Here is a 16,292-nt window from a genome sequence, read left to right on the forward strand (position 1 = left end):
TGACCTGAGGCCCGACCGTCGACGGGAGCTGACTTCGTGTGTCAACTGTCAGGAAACGTTGTTTCTCACTATGCTGGCAGCGTGACGGACGACCCTTTGATCCGGAATCAATCCGGCACAGCGCGAGAGCGGCCCGTCGACCAGTCGGTCGAGGAGTTGGAGCTGGAGACGGCGATCGCGCACAACGTGCGGCGTCTGCGACGCCAGCAGGGACTGTCGGTGGGGGACATGGCGACTCGCGTCGGCATCTCCAAGGCGATGTTGTCGAAGATCGAGAACGCCCAGACCTCGTGCAGTCTCAGTACGCTGGCCCGCCTGGCCAACGGGTTCGACGTGTCGGTGACCTCGCTGTTCCGCGGCGCCGAGATGGAACGGTCGGCCGTGTTCGTCAAATCGGGTGAGGGCTCGGAGATCATCCGCGAGGGGTCTCGGGAGGGCCACGAGTACGAGCTGCTCGGTTCGTTGCGCGGTGAGCACAAACGGCTCGAGTGCCTACTCGTCACGCTGACCGAGAAGTCGGTCACCCAGCCACTGTTCCAGCACGCGGGAACCGAATTCCTGTACGTCCTCGAGGGCGTGATGGACTACGCCCACAGCCGCTCGGTGTACCGGATGCATCCGGGCGACTCGCTTCAGCTCGACGGCGAGGGAGCGCACGGGCCTGTCGAACTCGTCGAGCTGCCGGTGCGTTTCCTGTCGGTGATCGCATTCCCGGACTCGGCCGTCTGAGACGAATGGCTCACGTGCGCGACCCGCTGAGATCGAAGTCGTGGCGCGACGTCGGCACCACGTCGAGATTCCGGTCCGCGCCGAACCGGGCCACGCTCTGGAGCATGAGGGTCATCCGGCGTTCGAGTTCCTGCTGGTCCCCGCCGCTTCCGTAGAAGGCGTGGATGTCGCTGACCGCCTCCATCGGGAACAGTTCTTCGACGATGGCCGCGACCGGCGGGGCGTTCTCGGTCAACGGTCGTTCGACGATGTTCTGGACATATCCGAACGTGGCCTGGGTGTCGATGGCGACCTGGGTGTGGTCGTCCAACCACCGACGGAGCCACTCGTCGCGGTCGAGTTCGTCGGGACGACGCAGGAACGCGATGTTGGACAGCGCGTCGATGCGCGTTCCGTCGGCGGGTAGTTCCGGATCCAGCGGTGCTCGATCGGTGACCGCCCAGGCATCGATCCGAACGCCGAGGTGGTCGTCGACGGCCGCCAGGACAGGGCCGGGCTCGGGGGCCCAGAACGCCAGCACCGCAGCGATCGGCGGGTCGAGTTCGTCGATGCGCATGGCTCCCGACACCAGGTCGTCGTCGAGGTTGACCTGGACGCGCGTCGCGCCCGCGGCGGCACAACCCCGGACGAGGACATCGGCATCGGCGAGGGTCGGCGCATCGCCCCGGATGGCAACGATCACCTTCGAATCCGTCACCCCGCGGACGGTACCCGGCGATTCACGCGCTGGTCACCGATTGGCAGATCGGCGCCTAGAATTCCTCGGCGCCGATGAGTGCGGCGTCGTCGGCGACCTTGCGATCGTGGGCGACCTCGGCCAGCGACACCGCGAGGAGGGCGACGACGCAGTACGCGGCGGCGAACCACCACGGGGTCGCCTCCGAGCCGGTCCACTTGGCGAGGTAGGCGACGAGTACGGCCGCGATCGCGGCACCCATCCAGCGGAGGAAGCTGAACCCGGCGCTCGAGACCGAGCGCGGGGTGTCGCCGCCGACCGCCGACATGGCGACGTCGGTGAAGAGGGTGTTGAGCACGCCCGACGGGAAGCCGGACAGGATCACGGCCAGACCGATCAGCCAGACCTGGTCGGTTGCGGTGCCGATCCCGGCCAGCACCATCACCAGCCCGTAGACCGAGACGGCCACGAGGACACCGGACTTCTCGCCGATGAGCCGTGCGAGCAACGGCGCGACGAAGACGCCCGCAACCGCGGTGAGCAGACCCCAGCCGAAGAACACCAGTCCCGCGTACATGGGACGCAGACCCATCGCGATCGGCGCCCAGGCGATCACGGTGAACAGTGCGCCCGTGTAGAACGCGGAGCCGACGGAGGTGACGAAGAGGGTGCGGTTGCGCAGGACCTTGAGCGGGTCGACGATCCGCACCTGGACGCGTTCGGATCGCGGGCCGTCGGCGGGGAGCATGACGGCGCAGAGGACGGCGCCGGCCAGCATGAGCAGCGCGGTACCGGCAAACGGTGCGCGCCAGGTCCATTCGCCGAGTGTGGCGCCCAGGAGCGGGCCGACCGCCAGGCCGATTCCCAGTGCGGCCTCGTACATCATGATGGCGCTGTTGCGGTTGCCAACCGCGGACTGGACGATGAAAGCCAGTGCGGTGGCGAGGAACAACGCGTTTCCGAGGCCCCAGATCACCCGCAACGCGATGAGCTGGTCGATGTTGTCGGCGAGGGCCGAGACGCCGGCGGCGACGACGATGAGGACCAAGCCGACGGTGAGAGTTCGTCGGGGACCGAAACGGTATGCGGCCCAGCCGGTCAGCAGCATCGCTACGCACTGCACGCCGACGTAGACACCGAACAGGAGCGTGAGCTTCTCGGGCGGGGCATTCAGCGCTTCGGCGATGCTGTGCAGGATCGGATCGACGAGGCCGATGCCCATGAAGGCGATGACGGCGGCGAATGCGGTGATCCACACCGCGCGCGGTTGCGCGCGCAGGGAGGCGAGCATCGACGGCTCGGCCGCGGTGCGGTCGGCTCCACTGGCGACGGTGTCGCTCGGGGTGTGTTCGGTGACTGTCATGGGGTCCTTTGCCAGATCAATGCGAGGTGGCCGGTGGCGACGCGCCGGCTCCCGCTCACACGCGTGCGGGGGACGCGGCGTGCGATGCCGGATGGTTGTCGAGTTGGTCGCGCAGGGCCAGCAGGGCGGGACCAGCCGCGGCGATGGCTTCGCGTTGCTGATCGCTGAGTTCGGCGAGCGCGCCCGTCAGGACGACGTCGCGTTGCTCACGGATCTGCCCGACGAGAGTGCGCCCGTGGTCGGTGAGGCCGACGAGCACGGCTCGACGGTCCACCGGATCGGGTCTGCGTTCGACCATCTCGTGTTTCGTGAGTCCGTCGATCACCGACGTCGCTGTCGGCATGCGGATGGATTCGCGGTCGGCGAATTCACCCATGCGCATCGGCCCGTGGTCGGCGAGGACGCTCAGCGCCGACGTCTGCGCCGCGGTCAGCTCGACCGACGGTGCACGACGACGAAGAGCGAGGTAGAGCCTCGTGATCGTCGGCCGCAGGGCCTGGGCGAGGTGGGCGGGGTCGGAAGCGGACACGTTTAGCAAGTCTAATACTTAGAACTTCGAAGTAATGCATGCCAACGGTGTGACGCTCCTTACGGACGGGGCCACACGGTGCTCCCCCTGGATCCGCATGAGGTTGTGCCCGTGAACAGGGCACAACCTCATACGGAAGGTCGCGGCTTCCTCGGCGGAAGCGTGGGCTCTGCGGTCAGGCCCCGATCTCGGCACCGCCGTCGCGCCACACGGCGACGATGGAGGGGCGCGGCTGGGAATCGCCGCCGTCCGGCCAGTGCGACGCCGGGTTGTCCGCGGAGTGATCGTCGAGCTCACCCGGGTGCTGGACGGCGATCAGAACGCGGTTGGTGTCGATGATCGGGCCGCAGGTCTCGCCACCCTTGGGTACGGTCAGGAACTGCTTGGTCTCCCCACGCCGGTCGCCGTCGAGGGCAACCGCGAACAGGCCGTCGTTGCTGTCGAGCGCATTGCCGTCGGTCGAGATCCACAGGTTTCCGTGCGGATCGAAGGCGACGTTGTCCGGGCACGAGATGGGGCTGACCGCGGTCTTGTCGAACCCGCCGTAGTAGGTGTCGGCGGCGGCGGGGTCGCCGCACACCAGCAGCAGTTCCCAGGTGAACTCGGTCCCGGTGTGGTCGTCGGTCATCTCCAGAACCTGACCGTTCTTGTTCTCGGTACGCGGATTGACGGCGTCGGCAACGGCCTCTCCGTCGGTGCCGCGGTCGTCGTTGTTCGTCAGTGCGCAGTACACCTTGCCGGTCTTCGGGTTCGGTTCGATGTCCTCGGGGCGGTCCATCTTGGTCGCACCCACGGTGTCGGCGGCCTGCCGCGTGAACACCGCCACTTCGGCCGGGGTCATCCCCGGAATGTAGGAGCGAGCCGAGCCGTCGGCGTTGACCGTCAGCAGCGGTTTCCACGAACCCTTGCCGGTGAACTTCCCTGAGGCGGGCGGGGTTCCGGACCCGTCCACGGGGTCGGTCGGGTCTCCGGTGAAGGTGGCGACGTAGAGGGTGCCCTCGTCGAGGATGCCCATGTTGTGCGCGCGGGCGGTCCGTGACAGACCGCTCTTCATCTTCCGGCTGGACACGAACTTGTAGATGTACTCGAACTTCTCGTCGTCACCGCTGTAGGCCACGACCGTGTCTTTGTCCGGGCCGCTGCCGACGACATAGATGTTCGCCGACTCGTGCTTGAACCGTCCCATCGAACTGTGTTTGACCGGAACGGAATTCGGGTCATGCGGGTCGACCTCGACGATGTAGCCGAAGCGATTGCCCTCGTTCGGTTCGACAGCGAGATCGAAGCGTTTGTCGAACCGCCCCCAGTGGTGCTCGTCCCCGTCGTCCTCGAAGGAGTAGCGCTCGAGTCGCTCCGCCGCCTTGGGGTCGGTGACCTTGCTCGGGTTGGCGAAGTAGTTGTTGAAGTTCTCCTCGCCGGAGAGCATGGTGCCCCACGGGGTCAGTCCGCCGGAACAGTTGGCGAAGGTCCCCAGGACGGTGGTCCCGGCCGGGTCGGCAGCGGTCTTGACGAACTCGCTGCCCGCGGCCGGTCCCGTCAGGCGGAACGGGCTGGACGCGGTGAGGCGCCGATTGCGTGGCCCCACAACGGTTGTGAGTGCACCGCTCCCGGACTGCGAGGTGACCTCGACGATCGCGATGCCGACCGACGCCATGGCGATCCGGGCCTGCTGCTCGGTGGGCTCGCCGTCGGTGTACCCGGCGAACATGAACGGCTCGGTCGGATACTCGAGGTTGGCGACCAGATAGTGATGGTCGGCGACCCCGTCCACAGGGATGAGCCCCGCGAAGTCGTTGTTGAACCCGAACTGTCCGGCCTGCGCCTCCGGGGTCTGGTTGGCGAAGTCGAACTCGGGAGCACCGGGCAGAATGGGGTCACCCCACCTGATCACGACCTCTTGGCGGTATCCCGCCGGGATCACCACGGCGTCTTCGGTATTGGGTGCGACGGCATCGAACTTCATGCCGGGCAGTGCATCTCCGGACGATGCGCTGCTCGGGGATGCGGGGTCCGATGATCCGGAGTCCCCGCACGCCGCCAGCAGCGAGGTCGCGCCGACGGCCACCGCGGCACCGGCGGAGGTCTTGAGGACGCTGCGACGCGACACCGCGGTCCGGATGATCTCGCGGAAATAGGTGTTGTCGCTGGTGTTTCCCGGGTCGTGGCGGCACGCGTCGCCACACTTGTATCGGCAGGTCACGTAGGCGCGGGACGAGCGTCCGGCATCCTCACCGGTGGACATGAACAGCTGCAACGGAATACGCACACGGGCTCCTCTGGAAGCATGGTCGCGCCACGGGGCCGGCGCACGACGAAGAGCACGTTAGGAGGGCGAAGCGAACCGATGGCTACCCGTGTGTGAACGGCAACCCAACACCCCTGTTGGTTCCACGTGGAACAACGCCAGGCTTCGATTGGGCCCGCTCGCTACGCTCCCGGCGCCGGTGCCTCAGAAGCGGCCGCCGGTGCCGATCCGTCCCGAGGACCCGGAGCCGCCGAACGACCCGGGGCTGCGTCCGCCACTACCGAAGCCCCCGCCGAAGCCGCCCCCGCCGAAGCCTCCGCCGCGACCACCGATGGTGCCGCGCAGGAAACTGTCGACGAGGATGCCGCCCAAGACCGCGCCGGCGGTCGATGAACCGGTCGGGTGTCGCTGTTGCGACTGCTGCCAGCTGACCACGTCGCCCTGGGCGGCCATCAGGGCCTGGTCGGCCAGAGATCCGGCGCGACGAGCGGTCTGGGTTGCCGCCGGCGGGTCGGTGGCAGCGGCGTCCGTCGCGGACTGCAGGAGGCGTTGCGCCTCGGCGAGCCGGGTGCGAGCGGTGGACTGGACGGCACCGCGGCGGGTGCCGATGAAGTCGGCGGCGGCGGTCACCTTGGCGCCGGCTGATTCGAGTGCGGCCGTGAGGACCTGCGCGCGGCGGACGCGCTCGGCGGCGGCATCACGCGCTGCCGCGAGTGCGTCGTCGAGGTCGGCGTCGGCGTCGACCAGCGCGGTGAAGGTCCCCAGGGGATCGGTGTCGAAGCTGCTGCGCGCACCCGCGACCGCCGCACTCGCGGTCTCGATCGCGGTCACCAGCGACGTGCCGCCGGCCTCGGCCAGGGCATTCGCCTCGGCGAGTTCCTCCTCGACCTCGGCGACGAGCGCCGGCATCCGGGAGCGGGCGGCGGCAATGTTGGCATCCGCGTGGTCGATGGCGTCGAGGAGCACCGTCGCCTGCTCGATCGAACCCTCCGCCGACCGGATGGCGGCGACCGCCGGACCCTGCTGACCGACCGGTGCGGTGATCGCGGCCCGGCCCTGATCCGCGGTCGCCTCTGCGAAGTCGATCTGGGAGCGGGCCAGGTCGACGTTGTCGAGAATCGAGGTCAGTGTGCCCTCGCCGTGCTTGCCGACGAGATCGGTGAGCTGCTGTGAGGCGGTCTCCAGACGAGCGCGCAGGCCGATCAGCTGCTGGGTGATCGAGTCGAATCGAGAGTCCGCGTTGATCAGGAGGTTGCGCATCGCGTCGAAGTTGTCGACCTGATCGTCCAGCACACTGTCGATCTCGGTGCACATGGTGATGATCTGCACCAGGATCGATCGACGCTCGTCGTCGGTCTCGGCGACGTTGTCGTCGAGCCGTTGCCGAAGCGCGAATGCGCGAGCCAGCGCCTGCTCGGCCTGCCGGACGGAGTCGGTGAACGGTGCGGTCTCGACCTCGCCGAATTCGCCGACGGCCAGTTGCAGCTCTTCTTCGCTGGTGCGGATCGCGTTGTCGAGGTCGGTGAGCACCTCGCGCGACCACGGGTCGAGCACGTCGACGGGCTGGGCGGCCAACTGGTCGACGGTCAATTCCTGCTCGCGGAGCGTCTCGACGCCCTCGGTGATTCGGCGTTGCCTCCGTCGTCGTGAGTAGAGGTACGCGCCGCTGCCGCCGAGGACGACCACCCCGCCGACGACACCGGCCGCGATGATGCCGGTGTTGCTCGGATCGAGTGCTCCGGACAGACCGTTGACCGCCGCCAGTCCGGCTCCCGCCCAGTTCTCCTCGCGCAGCTGCGGGACGACGTCGTCGTTGGCCACCTCTTCGAGCGTCGACTGATCCAGGCCGCCGGCGCTGTCGGGCGCGAAGAACCGGTAGGCCCGATCCTCGGTCGCGACGGCGAGCAGGGCGTCGTGATCACCCAGCTCACTGGCGACGGCGGTCTGATCTGCCCACTGCTCGCTGGTGAGACCGCCGAAGTCGCGGACGTACACGATCCACATCTGGACCGCGTGGTCGCCGTAGAGCGAGTCGATCGCGGCCTCGAGTTCGGTGCGTTGTGCCGGACTGATCGCGTCCGCGGAGTCGACGACGTAATTCGGCAACCGGGTCGGCGGTTCGGCGGACGCCGCGCCGGGTGACGCGAGGGCCACGAGGACTCCCAGCAGTCCTACCAGCGCGGCCGTCGAAGCCACACGTGTCAGCAGTTCCCGAAGTGCCGGCACTCGATGCATGATCACAAACCTAGTCGTGCAGACGTGCGATGCCGACGAGGCATCGGGTCGGGTGTTGCATCCGGGCAATCGTCCGGCCGAGCGAATGACGGGCGGCGCCATACGGCGCCGCCCGCGACGCGGTCAGTTCCGCGAGTCGCGCCACCGGCACAGCGCCTCGAGGGCGGTGAGGTCATAGTCGGGCCCCGTGACGCCGACGGTCAGCAGAGTGACGCCCTCGTCGGCGAGTGCGTCCGCGTCGCGGAGCAGTGCGTCGGTGTCGCCGCTGAAGTTCACCCCGGACGACCGCTCGATGGTCTCCGGGTCGCGACCCACGGCCGCGCAGTGCTCGGCCAGCACCTTGGACTTGTGCCGGTACTGCTCGACGTCGTTGAAGCCGTGCCAGACGTCGCCGTGCTCGGCGATGTAGCGCAGTGTCTTCTTCTCGCCGCTGCCACCGATCAGGATCGGGATGTCGCGGGTGGGAGCCGGATTGAGCTTGGCCAGACGCGACTTGATCCGCGGCAGCGCAGCGCCGAAGTCGTTCAGACGTGAACCGACCGTGCCGAACTCGTAGCCGTACTCGTCGTAGTCCTTCTCGAACCAGCCGGCCCCGACACCCAGGATCAGGCGGCCGCCGCTGATGTGGTCGACGGTGCGGGCCATGTCGGCGAGCAACTCCGGGTTGCGGTACGAGTTGCAGGTCACGAGTGCGCCGATCTCGACGCGCGAGGTCTGCTCGGCCCACGCGCCGAGCATCGTCCAGCATTCGAAGTGTTCGCCTTCGGGCGCGCCGTAGAGCGGATAGAAGTGATCCCAGTTGAATGCGACGTCGACGCCCGTGTCCTCGGCGCGTCGAACCGCGTCGCGGATCAACGAGTACTCGGGTGCGTGCTGGGGCTGGATCTGGACACCGATGCGAATGGGGAATGCCATGCCGACCAGTCTGCCTGCTGTCGGCGCAATCGTCGACGAAGGCGACCGGCGAGACCGTGATGCCCCGACCCCGCCGGTGTCCGCCCTGACCCCGCGCCGGACTTCTTGCGGGTTCGGCAACGGTCCTGGCCACCCGCGACCGCGCGTGCCACAGTCGACTGCATGGCCACCGAGAACAGCCGTCCCGACACCATGACCGAGCCCTCGAGACCCGACGACCCGGGTACCGCCGAGGGCTGGGATGCGCGGTACAGCAGCGCTGACCGGCTCTGGACGTCGGACGTCAACCCGGCACTCGTCGCCGAGGTGTCCGGGATCGATCCGGGCACCGCACTCGATGTCGGGTCGGGGGAGGGCGCCGACGCCCGCTGGCTCGCCGATCGTGGATGGCAGGTCACCGCCCTCGACATCTCCCAGGTCGCCGTCGACCGGGCTCGGGAGATCGATCCACGACCGTCGATCACCTGGTTGCGTGCCGACGTGATCGCCGATGACGTGCCGGCGACCGGCGTCGATCTCGTGACGGCGCACTACTTCCCGATCCCGAAGGAGAACGTCGACGCGGCTCGCCGGCTGGTCGACGCCGTCGGGCCCGGCGGGTCCCTGCTGGTGGTCGCCCACGCCCCCGAGGGCGTGCGGGCCCATGGGTTCGACCCCGACGCGTACGTCCAGCCCGGGGATTTCGCGGATCTGCTCGGCGACGGCTGGGACATCGTGACCGACGAGACGCGGGAACGCGGGAAGGCCGCCGGAGGCGGACACCACACGCACGACGTCGTGTTCCGGGCGCGACGCCGGGCCGACTGAGATCGAGTTGCGTTCTGGCCCGGAAACCGGGACAAATCGCACCCTGATCTCGACGAGGTGTACACGCACACGAGCACGCCCAACGCTTGCGCCCCGGAATTGAGTGCACATCTGTACACTCGGGGCCATGACCGCCACGACCACGCGTGAGGCCGAGCTGCGGGCGCTCACCCACCTCGGTCTCTACGAAGCCGGCGCTGCCACGCGAGGCGTCGGAGCGATGCATCGTGTCATCGCCGGTGGTGTCTTCCGGATGCTCCGGCCGGTGTTGGGGAGTTCCGTCGACACGGCACAGATGGTGCACGACGCCGTCAGCGAGGGCACCTACAACTCCATCGCCGCGGCGCTCGACGCCGGGAGGTCGGCAGCGGACCACATGCCGTGGCCGGAGGGCCGCGCGCCGTCGCACACCCATCGTGGCGCCGTGCTCCTCGGCATCCTCAACGGCCTGATCGGCGATGAACTGGAGACCGCGGAATCGCCCCTGACGGCCGACATGTCGATCCGCGTCGATGGCCGTCCGGTCGCGCTCGACGCCGAGTCGCTGCGCGCGGGCTTTCCCGACGCGGGCGGACACGTCGTCGTGTTCCTGCACGGACTGATGGAGTCGGAGTTCGCCTGGTCCTCAAGTGAGCGTGCGACCTACGGCGAGAAACTGGCCGGCGACATCGGCGCCACCGAGGTCCAGGTCCGGTACAACACCGGTCGCCACATCAGCGAGAACGGCCGCGCGCTCGCCGACCTCCTCGCCGACCTCGTACTGCTCTGGCCCGCACCGGTGACCCGGCTGACCCTCATCGGTCACTCGATGGGCGGGTTGGTCATCCGAAGTGCTTGTCACACAGCCGTTCAGCGCAGCGAGTACTGGACGGGTCTGGTGTCGGAGACGGTGTGCCTGGGCACGCCGCATCTGGGTGCGCCGCTGGCTCGTGGTGTCCACCTGGCCACGAATGCGCTGCGGCGGACGCCGGTCACGCGTCCGATCGGTTCCCTGCTGCGTCGACGGAGTGCTGGGGTGCGAGACCTGTTCCACGGCAGCCTGACCGACGACGACTGGGTGGGCCAGGACCCCGACGCGTGGTCGCAGCCGCCCGGTGCCGACGTCCCGCTGCTGGCGGGCGCACGGCATCTCTTCGTCACCGCCACGATCACCCGCGATCCCGACAACCCGTTGGGACGCCTGCTCGGTGACGGTCTCGTGCTCGCACCGAGTGGGCGCGGGCAGCACACACGCCGGCGTCGTGGTCTGAAGTTCCAGGAGGGTTTCCATATCGGTGGCGCGCACCACTTCACCCTGCTGAACAGCGACGCGATCTACGACTGGCTGCTGGGCCACCTCACTCCACGAAAGGCGCTGCCGGCCGGCCGGTCGTCGTAGGACCAGAACGGGGTCCGTTGACAGCCCGGGAATTCAGTGCGGCCGGCGCTGACGGTAGCGTCCGCGTGCGGCAAGCACACCCACGACCCAGCCGACGACGAAGACGACGGCCAGGATGAACCACAACGGCGACTCGACGCTCACCCAGAACAGCTCGATACGCACGGTGGTCCGGTTCTGAACGATGAAGACCACCGCCAGAATCGTCAGCCCGAGCGCAATCCATTGCGGCAGTGACACTCTCGACAACGTGGAGGGTCTGCCGGATGCCGGCGTCGGGGCGCCGCGGTCTTTCGCCATGTCTGGGACTCTAGGTGCTCTCAGCGGCGGCCGTCTGCGATCCGGTTGCGTCTTGTCCCGGAAACCGGGACAAAACGCAACCTGACGTCGGACCCTCACGCCGGCGGGCGGCACCGGAGGCCGTGCGCCGCCCGCCGGGTGTGGCTACTTCTTGCCGGGGTCGTCGGCGGCTGCGATCTCGACCTCGGCGGTGGCCTGGATCAGCGCGAGTAGATCCTTGTCCAGTCCGGGCGCGAACTCCTCGCGCCGTTCGGGTGCGATGGTCATGGGGAATCCCTCGGGCATGATCTCGGTGCTCAGTTCGGTCCCGTCACCGCTGGGGGACGCACCGCGGTACAGCTTCGCCGCGTCGCTCTGGTTGTCGGCGCTGAAGGTGAACTGAACGCTCTGCAATCCCTGGTCGACCAGCTTCTTGACCTCCGGGTACCGCTCGGCATTGGTCTTCGGGATCGGCAGGATCGATCCCCAGTTGACCCCGAGGCTCTCCAGGGCCTTCGCGAAGGCGTTCTCGTGCGCCTGATCACGGACGATCAGGTAGGCGATCGTGGAGCGGGCTGTCTTGTTGTCGGTCATCTCGTAGATCCGACATTTCTGCAGTCGCCCGGTGGATTCGAGCATCAGGTTGTAGAGCAGATCCAGAACGAGGTTCCCGCTGTTGTACACGTAGGACCCCGACCAGGGATTGCCGGCGGCGTCGACGGGCAGTGCACCCTGTGCGCCGACGAGGTAGTGATGGATGTTGCTGGTGTCCAGCGCGATCTTGAGGGGTGTGGACCCCTTCTCACCCGGCTTGTCGACCGGATCGGTCTTCTTGCCCTTATACTCCGGCGAACCGTCGAGCAGGCGCGAGATGGTGGTGCCGATGAGTTCGACGTGGCTGATCTCTTCGGTCCCGACTCCCTGCAGCAGATCCCGGTACGGCTTCGACGCCGGATCACCACGGAAGTTCATGGACTGGAACAGGTACTGCATCATGGTGCGCATCTCGCCGAACTGCCCGCCCAGCCCCTCCTGCAGGGCATTCGCAGCGGCCGGATCGGGCTCGTCGACGGCGATCTCGTTGATCAATTGCTGAGTGTGTAGGTACACAGGCTCTCCTCGAACTCGTTGGGAGGCGGACCGGCGGTGCCGGAGTTCGCATATGGAGTGATCGGTTGGCCCGGACCGGTTGCGGCAGAGGATGAGCAATCCGACTCGCAGACACCCATGCCTCGCCGACGCCGGTCGAGGGGGCCACATCATCAACAGAGGCCACGTTTCTGGAGCAACTGGTATGCCGAGCGATACCCACGCAACCGGCGCCCAAACACGCCGGGCGGGTCAGTCCTGTCCGAGGGGTGTCCGGGGTCGGTTCGACGAACTCAACGATCGATACCGCGGTCAGCGGCAGACGGCCCCCTGCGACGCGGAGGTGACGAGCTTGGAGTACTTGGCCAGCACCCCGCGGGTGTAGCGCGGCGGCAGGGGAGTGAATTCCTGTGCACGTGATGCGAGTTCGTCGTCGTCGACCAGGAGGTCGAGGAGTCCGCGGCCGACGTCGAGTCGGATGCGGTCGCCGTCGCGGACCAGCGCGATCGGTCCACCGTCGACCGCTTCCGGTGCGACGTGACCCACGCACAGGCCGGTGGTGCCGCCCGAGAACCGTCCGTCGGTCATCAGCAGCACGTCCTTGCCGAGGCCCGCGCCCTTGATGGCGCCGGTGATCGCGAGCATCTCCCGCATCCCCGGTCCGCCCTTGGGCCCTTCGTACCGGATGACCACGACGTCCCCGGCGGTGATCGTGCCATCTTCCAACGCGTCCATCGCGGCGCGTTCCCGATCGAATACCCGTGCCGTTCCCTCGAAGACATCGGAGTCGAAGCCTGCGGACTTCACCACGGCGCCTTCGGGAGCCAGCGAACCCTTGAGGATCGTGATGCCGCCGGTGGGATGGATGGGCGACTTCGTGGCGCGCAGGACCTGACCGTCCGGATCCGGCGGCGCGATGTGCGCCAGGTTCTCGGCCACCGTCGATCCGGTCACCGTCAGGCAGTCGCCGTGCAGGAGCCCCGCGTCGAGGAGCGCCTTCATCACCACCGGCACACCGCCGATGCGATCGACGTCGGTCATCACGTGCCGGCCGAAGGGTTTGACGTCGGCGAGGTGCGGTACGCGGCTGCCCACGCGGATGAAGTCGTCGAGGGACAGTTCGACCTCGGCCTCGTTGGCGATGGCGAGAAGGTGGAGCACCGCGTTGGTCGAGCCGCCGAACGCCATCACCACCGCGATCGCGTTCTCGAAGGCCTCGCGCGTCATGATGTCGCGCGCGGTGATCCCGCGGCGCAGCATCTCGACGACGGCCACACCGCTGCGCCGGGCGAACTGGTCGCGGCGCTTGTCCGGGGCCGGGGGCGCGGCACTGCCGGGCAGGGACATGCCGAGGGCCTCGGCGGCGCTGGCCATCGTGTTGGCCGTGTACATGCCGCCGCAGGCGCCCTCACCCGGGCAGATGGCGCGTTCGATGGTGTCCACGTCCTCGCGGCTCATCAGTCCGCGGGCGCATGCGCCGACCGCCTCGAAGGCGTCGATGATGGTGACCTGACGCTCTGTGCCGTCGGACAGCGTCGCGTAACCGGGCAGTGTGGAACCGGCGTAGAGGAACACCGACGCGAGGTCGAGGCGCGCCGCGGCCATGAGCATGCCGGGCAAGGACTTGTCGCATCCGGCCAGCAGGACCGAGCCGTCGAGCCGTTCGGCGCTCATCACGGTTTCCACGCTGTCGGCGATCACCTCACGGGAGACCAGCGAGAAGTGCATGCCCTCGTGGCCCATCGAGATGCCGTCGGAAACCGAGATGGTGCCGAACTCGAGCGGATATCCACCGCCTTCGTGCACGCCTTCCTTCACGGCCTTCGCCAGCCGATCGAGCGACAGGTTGCACGGGGTGATCTCATTCCACGACGACCCGACCCCGATCTGCGGTTTCACCCAGTCGTCGTCACCCATCCCCACCGCGCGGAGCATGCCGCGGGCCGCGGTCTTCTCCAAGCCGTCCGTGACGTCGCGACTACGCGGCTTGATGTCGATCTCGGCGTCCGGTTCGGTTCGCTTGGTCATGAGGGCAAGAGTAGTGGTGATCGTCGGGACGCGGTCGGAGTCGGTACCGGCGCCGCGAGATCGGGCCGTGCGCGGTCAGCACAGAACCGTGCGCTCGTGACCAGATGCGTGGCAGCGGGAGTGGTTAAGGTCCACCTCGACCCCCGTTGACTCGTGGAAAGGCCGCCGACATGAACCCCAGGACCGCACTTCGAAAACTGGCCGGACGGGCACTGCTCGTCTCGACATTGGTGGCCACGGCCGCCGGCCTGTCGGTGGTTCCGGCCGAGGCCCAGCCGACCGCACCGACAGTGGTCCTGGTACACGGGGCGTTCGCGGATTCGTCGGGCTGGCGTGACGTCGCGCAGGACCTGCGCGGCCGCGGACTCGCGGTGCAGACCTTCGACAACCCCCTCCGGTCTCCGGTGTACGACTCCGCGCAACTCGAGAAGAAGCTCGCGACGATCGACGGGCCCATCGTGCTTGTCGGACACTCCTACGGCGGCTTCGTCATCACCAACACCCAGGACCCCGACGTCCGCGCCAACGTCTACATCGCCGCCTTCGCACCCACCACCGGCGAGTTCGTCCAAGGGCTGCTGAACCCGATCACCTACCCGGGCAGCCGGTTGCTGCCCCCCGCTCTGCAACTCAAGGTCGTCGAGAACGACCCCACCGGACTGGCCGGACGCAACGTCGACGGCTACATCGCACGCCCGTACTTCCGGGACATCTTCGCCCAGGACGTGACGCCCGCGGTCGCCGCCGACATGTTCGCGCACCAGAAGTCGGCGGCTCTCCGCGCCAACCTGGAACCGTCGGGACCGCCGTCGTGGTCGCGGGTGCCCAGCTGGTACCTCGTCTCACAACAGGATCGGGTGATCCCCCCGGCGCTGCAGCGATTCATGGCCGGACGGGCCGCGCCCGGTCGCACCTCCGAGGTCAACGCATCCCACGCCTCGCTGGTCTCGCGACCCGACGCCGTCTCGCGGATCGTCCTCCGAGCGGTCGACGCGACGTAGCCGGACTGACTGCCGGCGTGATGGCCCCGGCTCAGGCGATCGATCGACCTGGGCCGGGACCTCGTCCTCGTCGATCCCGATCGTCCCGTCGGCGTGAGCCGGCCGGAACCGGGGCCGGGGTTGCACAGCGTCTTCGCGGGTCGTGACCTGGATGTTCGCCGTCGTCAGCGGTCGGACTCGATAAGCTCTGACAGCATGGTTGGAGGAGATTCGCTATCACTGCTCGGCGAGCGGACGAGTCGCCGGCTGCGCGACAACGGCCTGTTCATCACGTGCATGCTCCTGTTCGCAGTGTTCTTCGTCGGAATGGCCGTGTCCGGCTGGCAGGTCTACAACGCCGAGCAGCTCTCCCACGGCGGCTCCGGACAGGTGTCGTTTCTCGGCTACTTCCTCACCGGCGACTTCATCGAGGCGACCTTCGAGAACTGGGAATCCGAGTTCCTCCAGATGGCCATGTACGTGGTTCTCACCGCGTTCCTGTTCCAGCGCGGATCCTCCGAATCGAAACCCGTCGACGGCGACGCACCCCAAGACGCCGACCCTCACGGGTCTGATCAGCCCCGCACGCCGTGGCCGGTCCGTCGCGGCGGATGGGTACTCAAGATCTACGAGAACTCGCTGGCCATAGCATTCTTCGCACTCTTCTTCGCCTCATTGGCACTGCACGCGGTCGGCGGTGCCCGTGCCTACAGTGCCGAGCAGCAGGAACACGGTGAGGCGGCCGTATCGGTGTGGCGCTATTTGACCACTTCGCAGTTCTGGTTCGAGTCCATGCAGAACTGGCAGAGTGAGTTCATCGCGGTCGCCGCGATCGTCGTCCTGTCGATCTTCCTGCGCCAGCGGAATTCTGCCGAGTCCAAGCCGGTCGCAGACCCCCATACCGAGACGGGTTCGTGAACGGCGACGGCGGCTCGCGACCACGGACGTGCGTCCCTGTCGAGGACGCGCATGGGCGGCCGCACGCCGGATCGGTGTCGGCGGAAGTCGCGGTGGCGCACACCGCGCGGCGGAGCGTTTG

At 67.8% G+C, this 16,292-nt stretch carries 14 protein-coding genes; 5 read left to right on the forward strand and 9 right to left on the reverse strand.

Translation table 11 applies throughout. The annotated features are described in order from the left end of the window. The first annotated feature begins 81 nt into the window (after nucleotides 1-81). A complete protein-coding gene (locus AMD30_RS16070; protein WP_425307037.1) occupies nucleotides 82-729 on the forward strand; it encodes a helix-turn-helix domain-containing protein in 648 nt (215 codons plus the stop codon). 10 nt (nucleotides 730-739) lie between these two features. Here AMD30_RS16070 and AMD30_RS16075 read toward each other — a convergent pair whose 3' ends face one another. The 6 genes from AMD30_RS16075 to AMD30_RS16100 form a co-directional block, all read right to left on the reverse strand. Beyond that, nucleotides 740-1,426 (reverse strand): EthD domain-containing protein, encoded by a 687-nt coding sequence (locus AMD30_RS16075; protein ID WP_055476315.1) that lies wholly within the window; start codon nucleotides 1,424-1,426, stop codon nucleotides 740-742. A 55-nt stretch (nucleotides 1,427-1,481) separates the two neighbouring features. Further along, a complete protein-coding gene (locus AMD30_RS16080; RefSeq protein WP_055476316.1) occupies nucleotides 1,482-2,768 on the reverse strand; it encodes an MFS transporter in 1,287 nt (428 codons plus the stop codon). Between the two features lie 55 nt (nucleotides 2,769-2,823). After that, on the reverse strand, nucleotides 2,824-3,297 hold the full coding sequence (locus tag AMD30_RS16085; RefSeq protein ID WP_010843865.1) for a MarR family winged helix-turn-helix transcriptional regulator: 474 nt from the start codon (nucleotides 3,295-3,297) through the stop codon (nucleotides 2,824-2,826). Nucleotides 3,298-3,472: 175 nt separating this feature from the next. Further along, entirely contained in the window at nucleotides 3,473-5,563 is a 2,091-nt protein-coding gene (locus tag AMD30_RS16090) for a PhoX family protein (RefSeq protein ID WP_055476317.1), read from the reverse strand. A gap of 183 nt (nucleotides 5,564-5,746) precedes the next feature. Beyond that, nucleotides 5,747-7,777, reverse strand: coding sequence for a TPM domain-containing protein (locus tag AMD30_RS16095; RefSeq protein ID WP_055476343.1), 2,031 nt, complete (start codon nucleotides 7,775-7,777; stop codon nucleotides 5,747-5,749). A gap of 123 nt (nucleotides 7,778-7,900) precedes the next feature. Next, nucleotides 7,901-8,692 carry an LLM class F420-dependent oxidoreductase gene (locus AMD30_RS16100; protein WP_055476318.1) on the reverse strand — a complete coding sequence of 264 codons (792 nt, stop codon included), beginning with the start codon at nucleotides 8,690-8,692 and terminating at the stop codon, nucleotides 7,901-7,903. Nucleotides 8,693-8,854: 162 nt separating this feature from the next. Between AMD30_RS16100 and AMD30_RS16105 the strand changes: the two genes are divergently transcribed. Together AMD30_RS16105 and AMD30_RS16110 are read left to right on the forward strand one after the other, a co-directional pair. Continuing rightward, nucleotides 8,855-9,499, forward strand: coding sequence for a class I SAM-dependent methyltransferase (locus tag AMD30_RS16105; protein ID WP_055476319.1), 645 nt, complete (start codon nucleotides 8,855-8,857; stop codon nucleotides 9,497-9,499). Between the two features lie 127 nt (nucleotides 9,500-9,626). Further along, complete coding sequence (locus AMD30_RS16110) at nucleotides 9,627-10,877, forward strand: esterase/lipase family protein (protein ID WP_055476320.1); 1,251 nt, start codon at nucleotides 9,627-9,629, stop codon at nucleotides 10,875-10,877. A gap of 33 nt (nucleotides 10,878-10,910) precedes the next feature. Here AMD30_RS16110 and AMD30_RS16115 read toward each other — a convergent pair whose 3' ends face one another. The 3 genes from AMD30_RS16115 to ilvD all read right to left on the reverse strand — a co-directional run bounded on the left by AMD30_RS16115 (nucleotide 10,911) and on the right by ilvD (nucleotide 14,273). Further along, on the reverse strand, nucleotides 10,911-11,177 hold the full coding sequence (locus AMD30_RS16115; protein WP_014928644.1) for a lipopolysaccharide assembly protein LapA domain-containing protein: 267 nt from the start codon (nucleotides 11,175-11,177) through the stop codon (nucleotides 10,911-10,913). Nucleotides 11,178-11,321: 144 nt separating this feature from the next. Continuing rightward, entirely contained in the window at nucleotides 11,322-12,266 is a 945-nt protein-coding gene (locus AMD30_RS16120) for a manganese catalase family protein (RefSeq protein WP_010843872.1), read from the reverse strand. Nucleotides 12,267-12,557: 291 nt separating this feature from the next. After that, a complete protein-coding gene (ilvD, locus tag AMD30_RS16125) occupies nucleotides 12,558-14,273 on the reverse strand; it encodes a dihydroxy-acid dehydratase (RefSeq protein ID WP_010843873.1) in 1,716 nt (571 codons plus the stop codon). A gap of 170 nt (nucleotides 14,274-14,443) precedes the next feature. Here ilvD and AMD30_RS16130 point away from each other — a divergent pair, with 170 nt between their 5' ends. Together AMD30_RS16130 and AMD30_RS16135 are read left to right on the forward strand one after the other, a co-directional pair. After that, nucleotides 14,444-15,274 (forward strand): alpha/beta fold hydrolase, encoded by an 831-nt coding sequence (locus AMD30_RS16130; RefSeq protein WP_055476321.1) that lies wholly within the window; start codon nucleotides 14,444-14,446, stop codon nucleotides 15,272-15,274. A gap of 195 nt (nucleotides 15,275-15,469) precedes the next feature. Beyond that, on the forward strand, nucleotides 15,470-16,171 hold the full coding sequence (locus AMD30_RS16135; RefSeq protein ID WP_055476322.1) for a DUF6766 family protein: 702 nt from the start codon (nucleotides 15,470-15,472) through the stop codon (nucleotides 16,169-16,171). Nucleotides 16,172-16,292: the final 121 nt, after the last annotated feature.

This window comes from Gordonia sp. HS-NH1, assembly GCF_001418765.1.
Lineage (GTDB): Bacteria > Actinomycetota > Actinomycetes > Mycobacteriales > Mycobacteriaceae > Gordonia.

Coding starts and splice junctions, on each gene's coding strand:
- AMD30_RS16080 (WP_055476316.1), bottom strand. CDS start 2,768: ATGACAGTCACCGAACACACCCCGAGCGACACCGTCGCCAGTGGAGCC.
- AMD30_RS16095 (WP_055476343.1), bottom strand. CDS start 7,777: ATGCATCGAGTGCCGGCACTTCGGGAACTGCTGACACGTGTGGCTTCG.
- AMD30_RS16100 (WP_055476318.1), bottom strand. CDS start 8,692: ATGGCATTCCCCATTCGCATCGGTGTCCAGATCCAGCCCCAGCACGCA.
- AMD30_RS16105 (WP_055476319.1), top strand. CDS start 8,855: ATGGCCACCGAGAACAGCCGTCCCGACACCATGACCGAGCCCTCGAGA.
- AMD30_RS16110 (WP_055476320.1), top strand. CDS start 9,627: ATGACCGCCACGACCACGCGTGAGGCCGAGCTGCGGGCGCTCACCCAC.
- AMD30_RS16115 (WP_014928644.1), bottom strand. CDS start 11,177: ATGGCGAAAGACCGCGGCGCCCCGACGCCGGCATCCGGCAGACCCTCC.
- ilvD (WP_010843873.1), bottom strand. CDS start 14,273: ATGACCAAGCGAACCGAACCGGACGCCGAGATCGACATCAAGCCGCGT.
- AMD30_RS16130 (WP_055476321.1), top strand. CDS start 14,444: ATGAACCCCAGGACCGCACTTCGAAAACTGGCCGGACGGGCACTGCTC.
- AMD30_RS16135 (WP_055476322.1), top strand. CDS start 15,470: ATGGTTGGAGGAGATTCGCTATCACTGCTCGGCGAGCGGACGAGTCGC.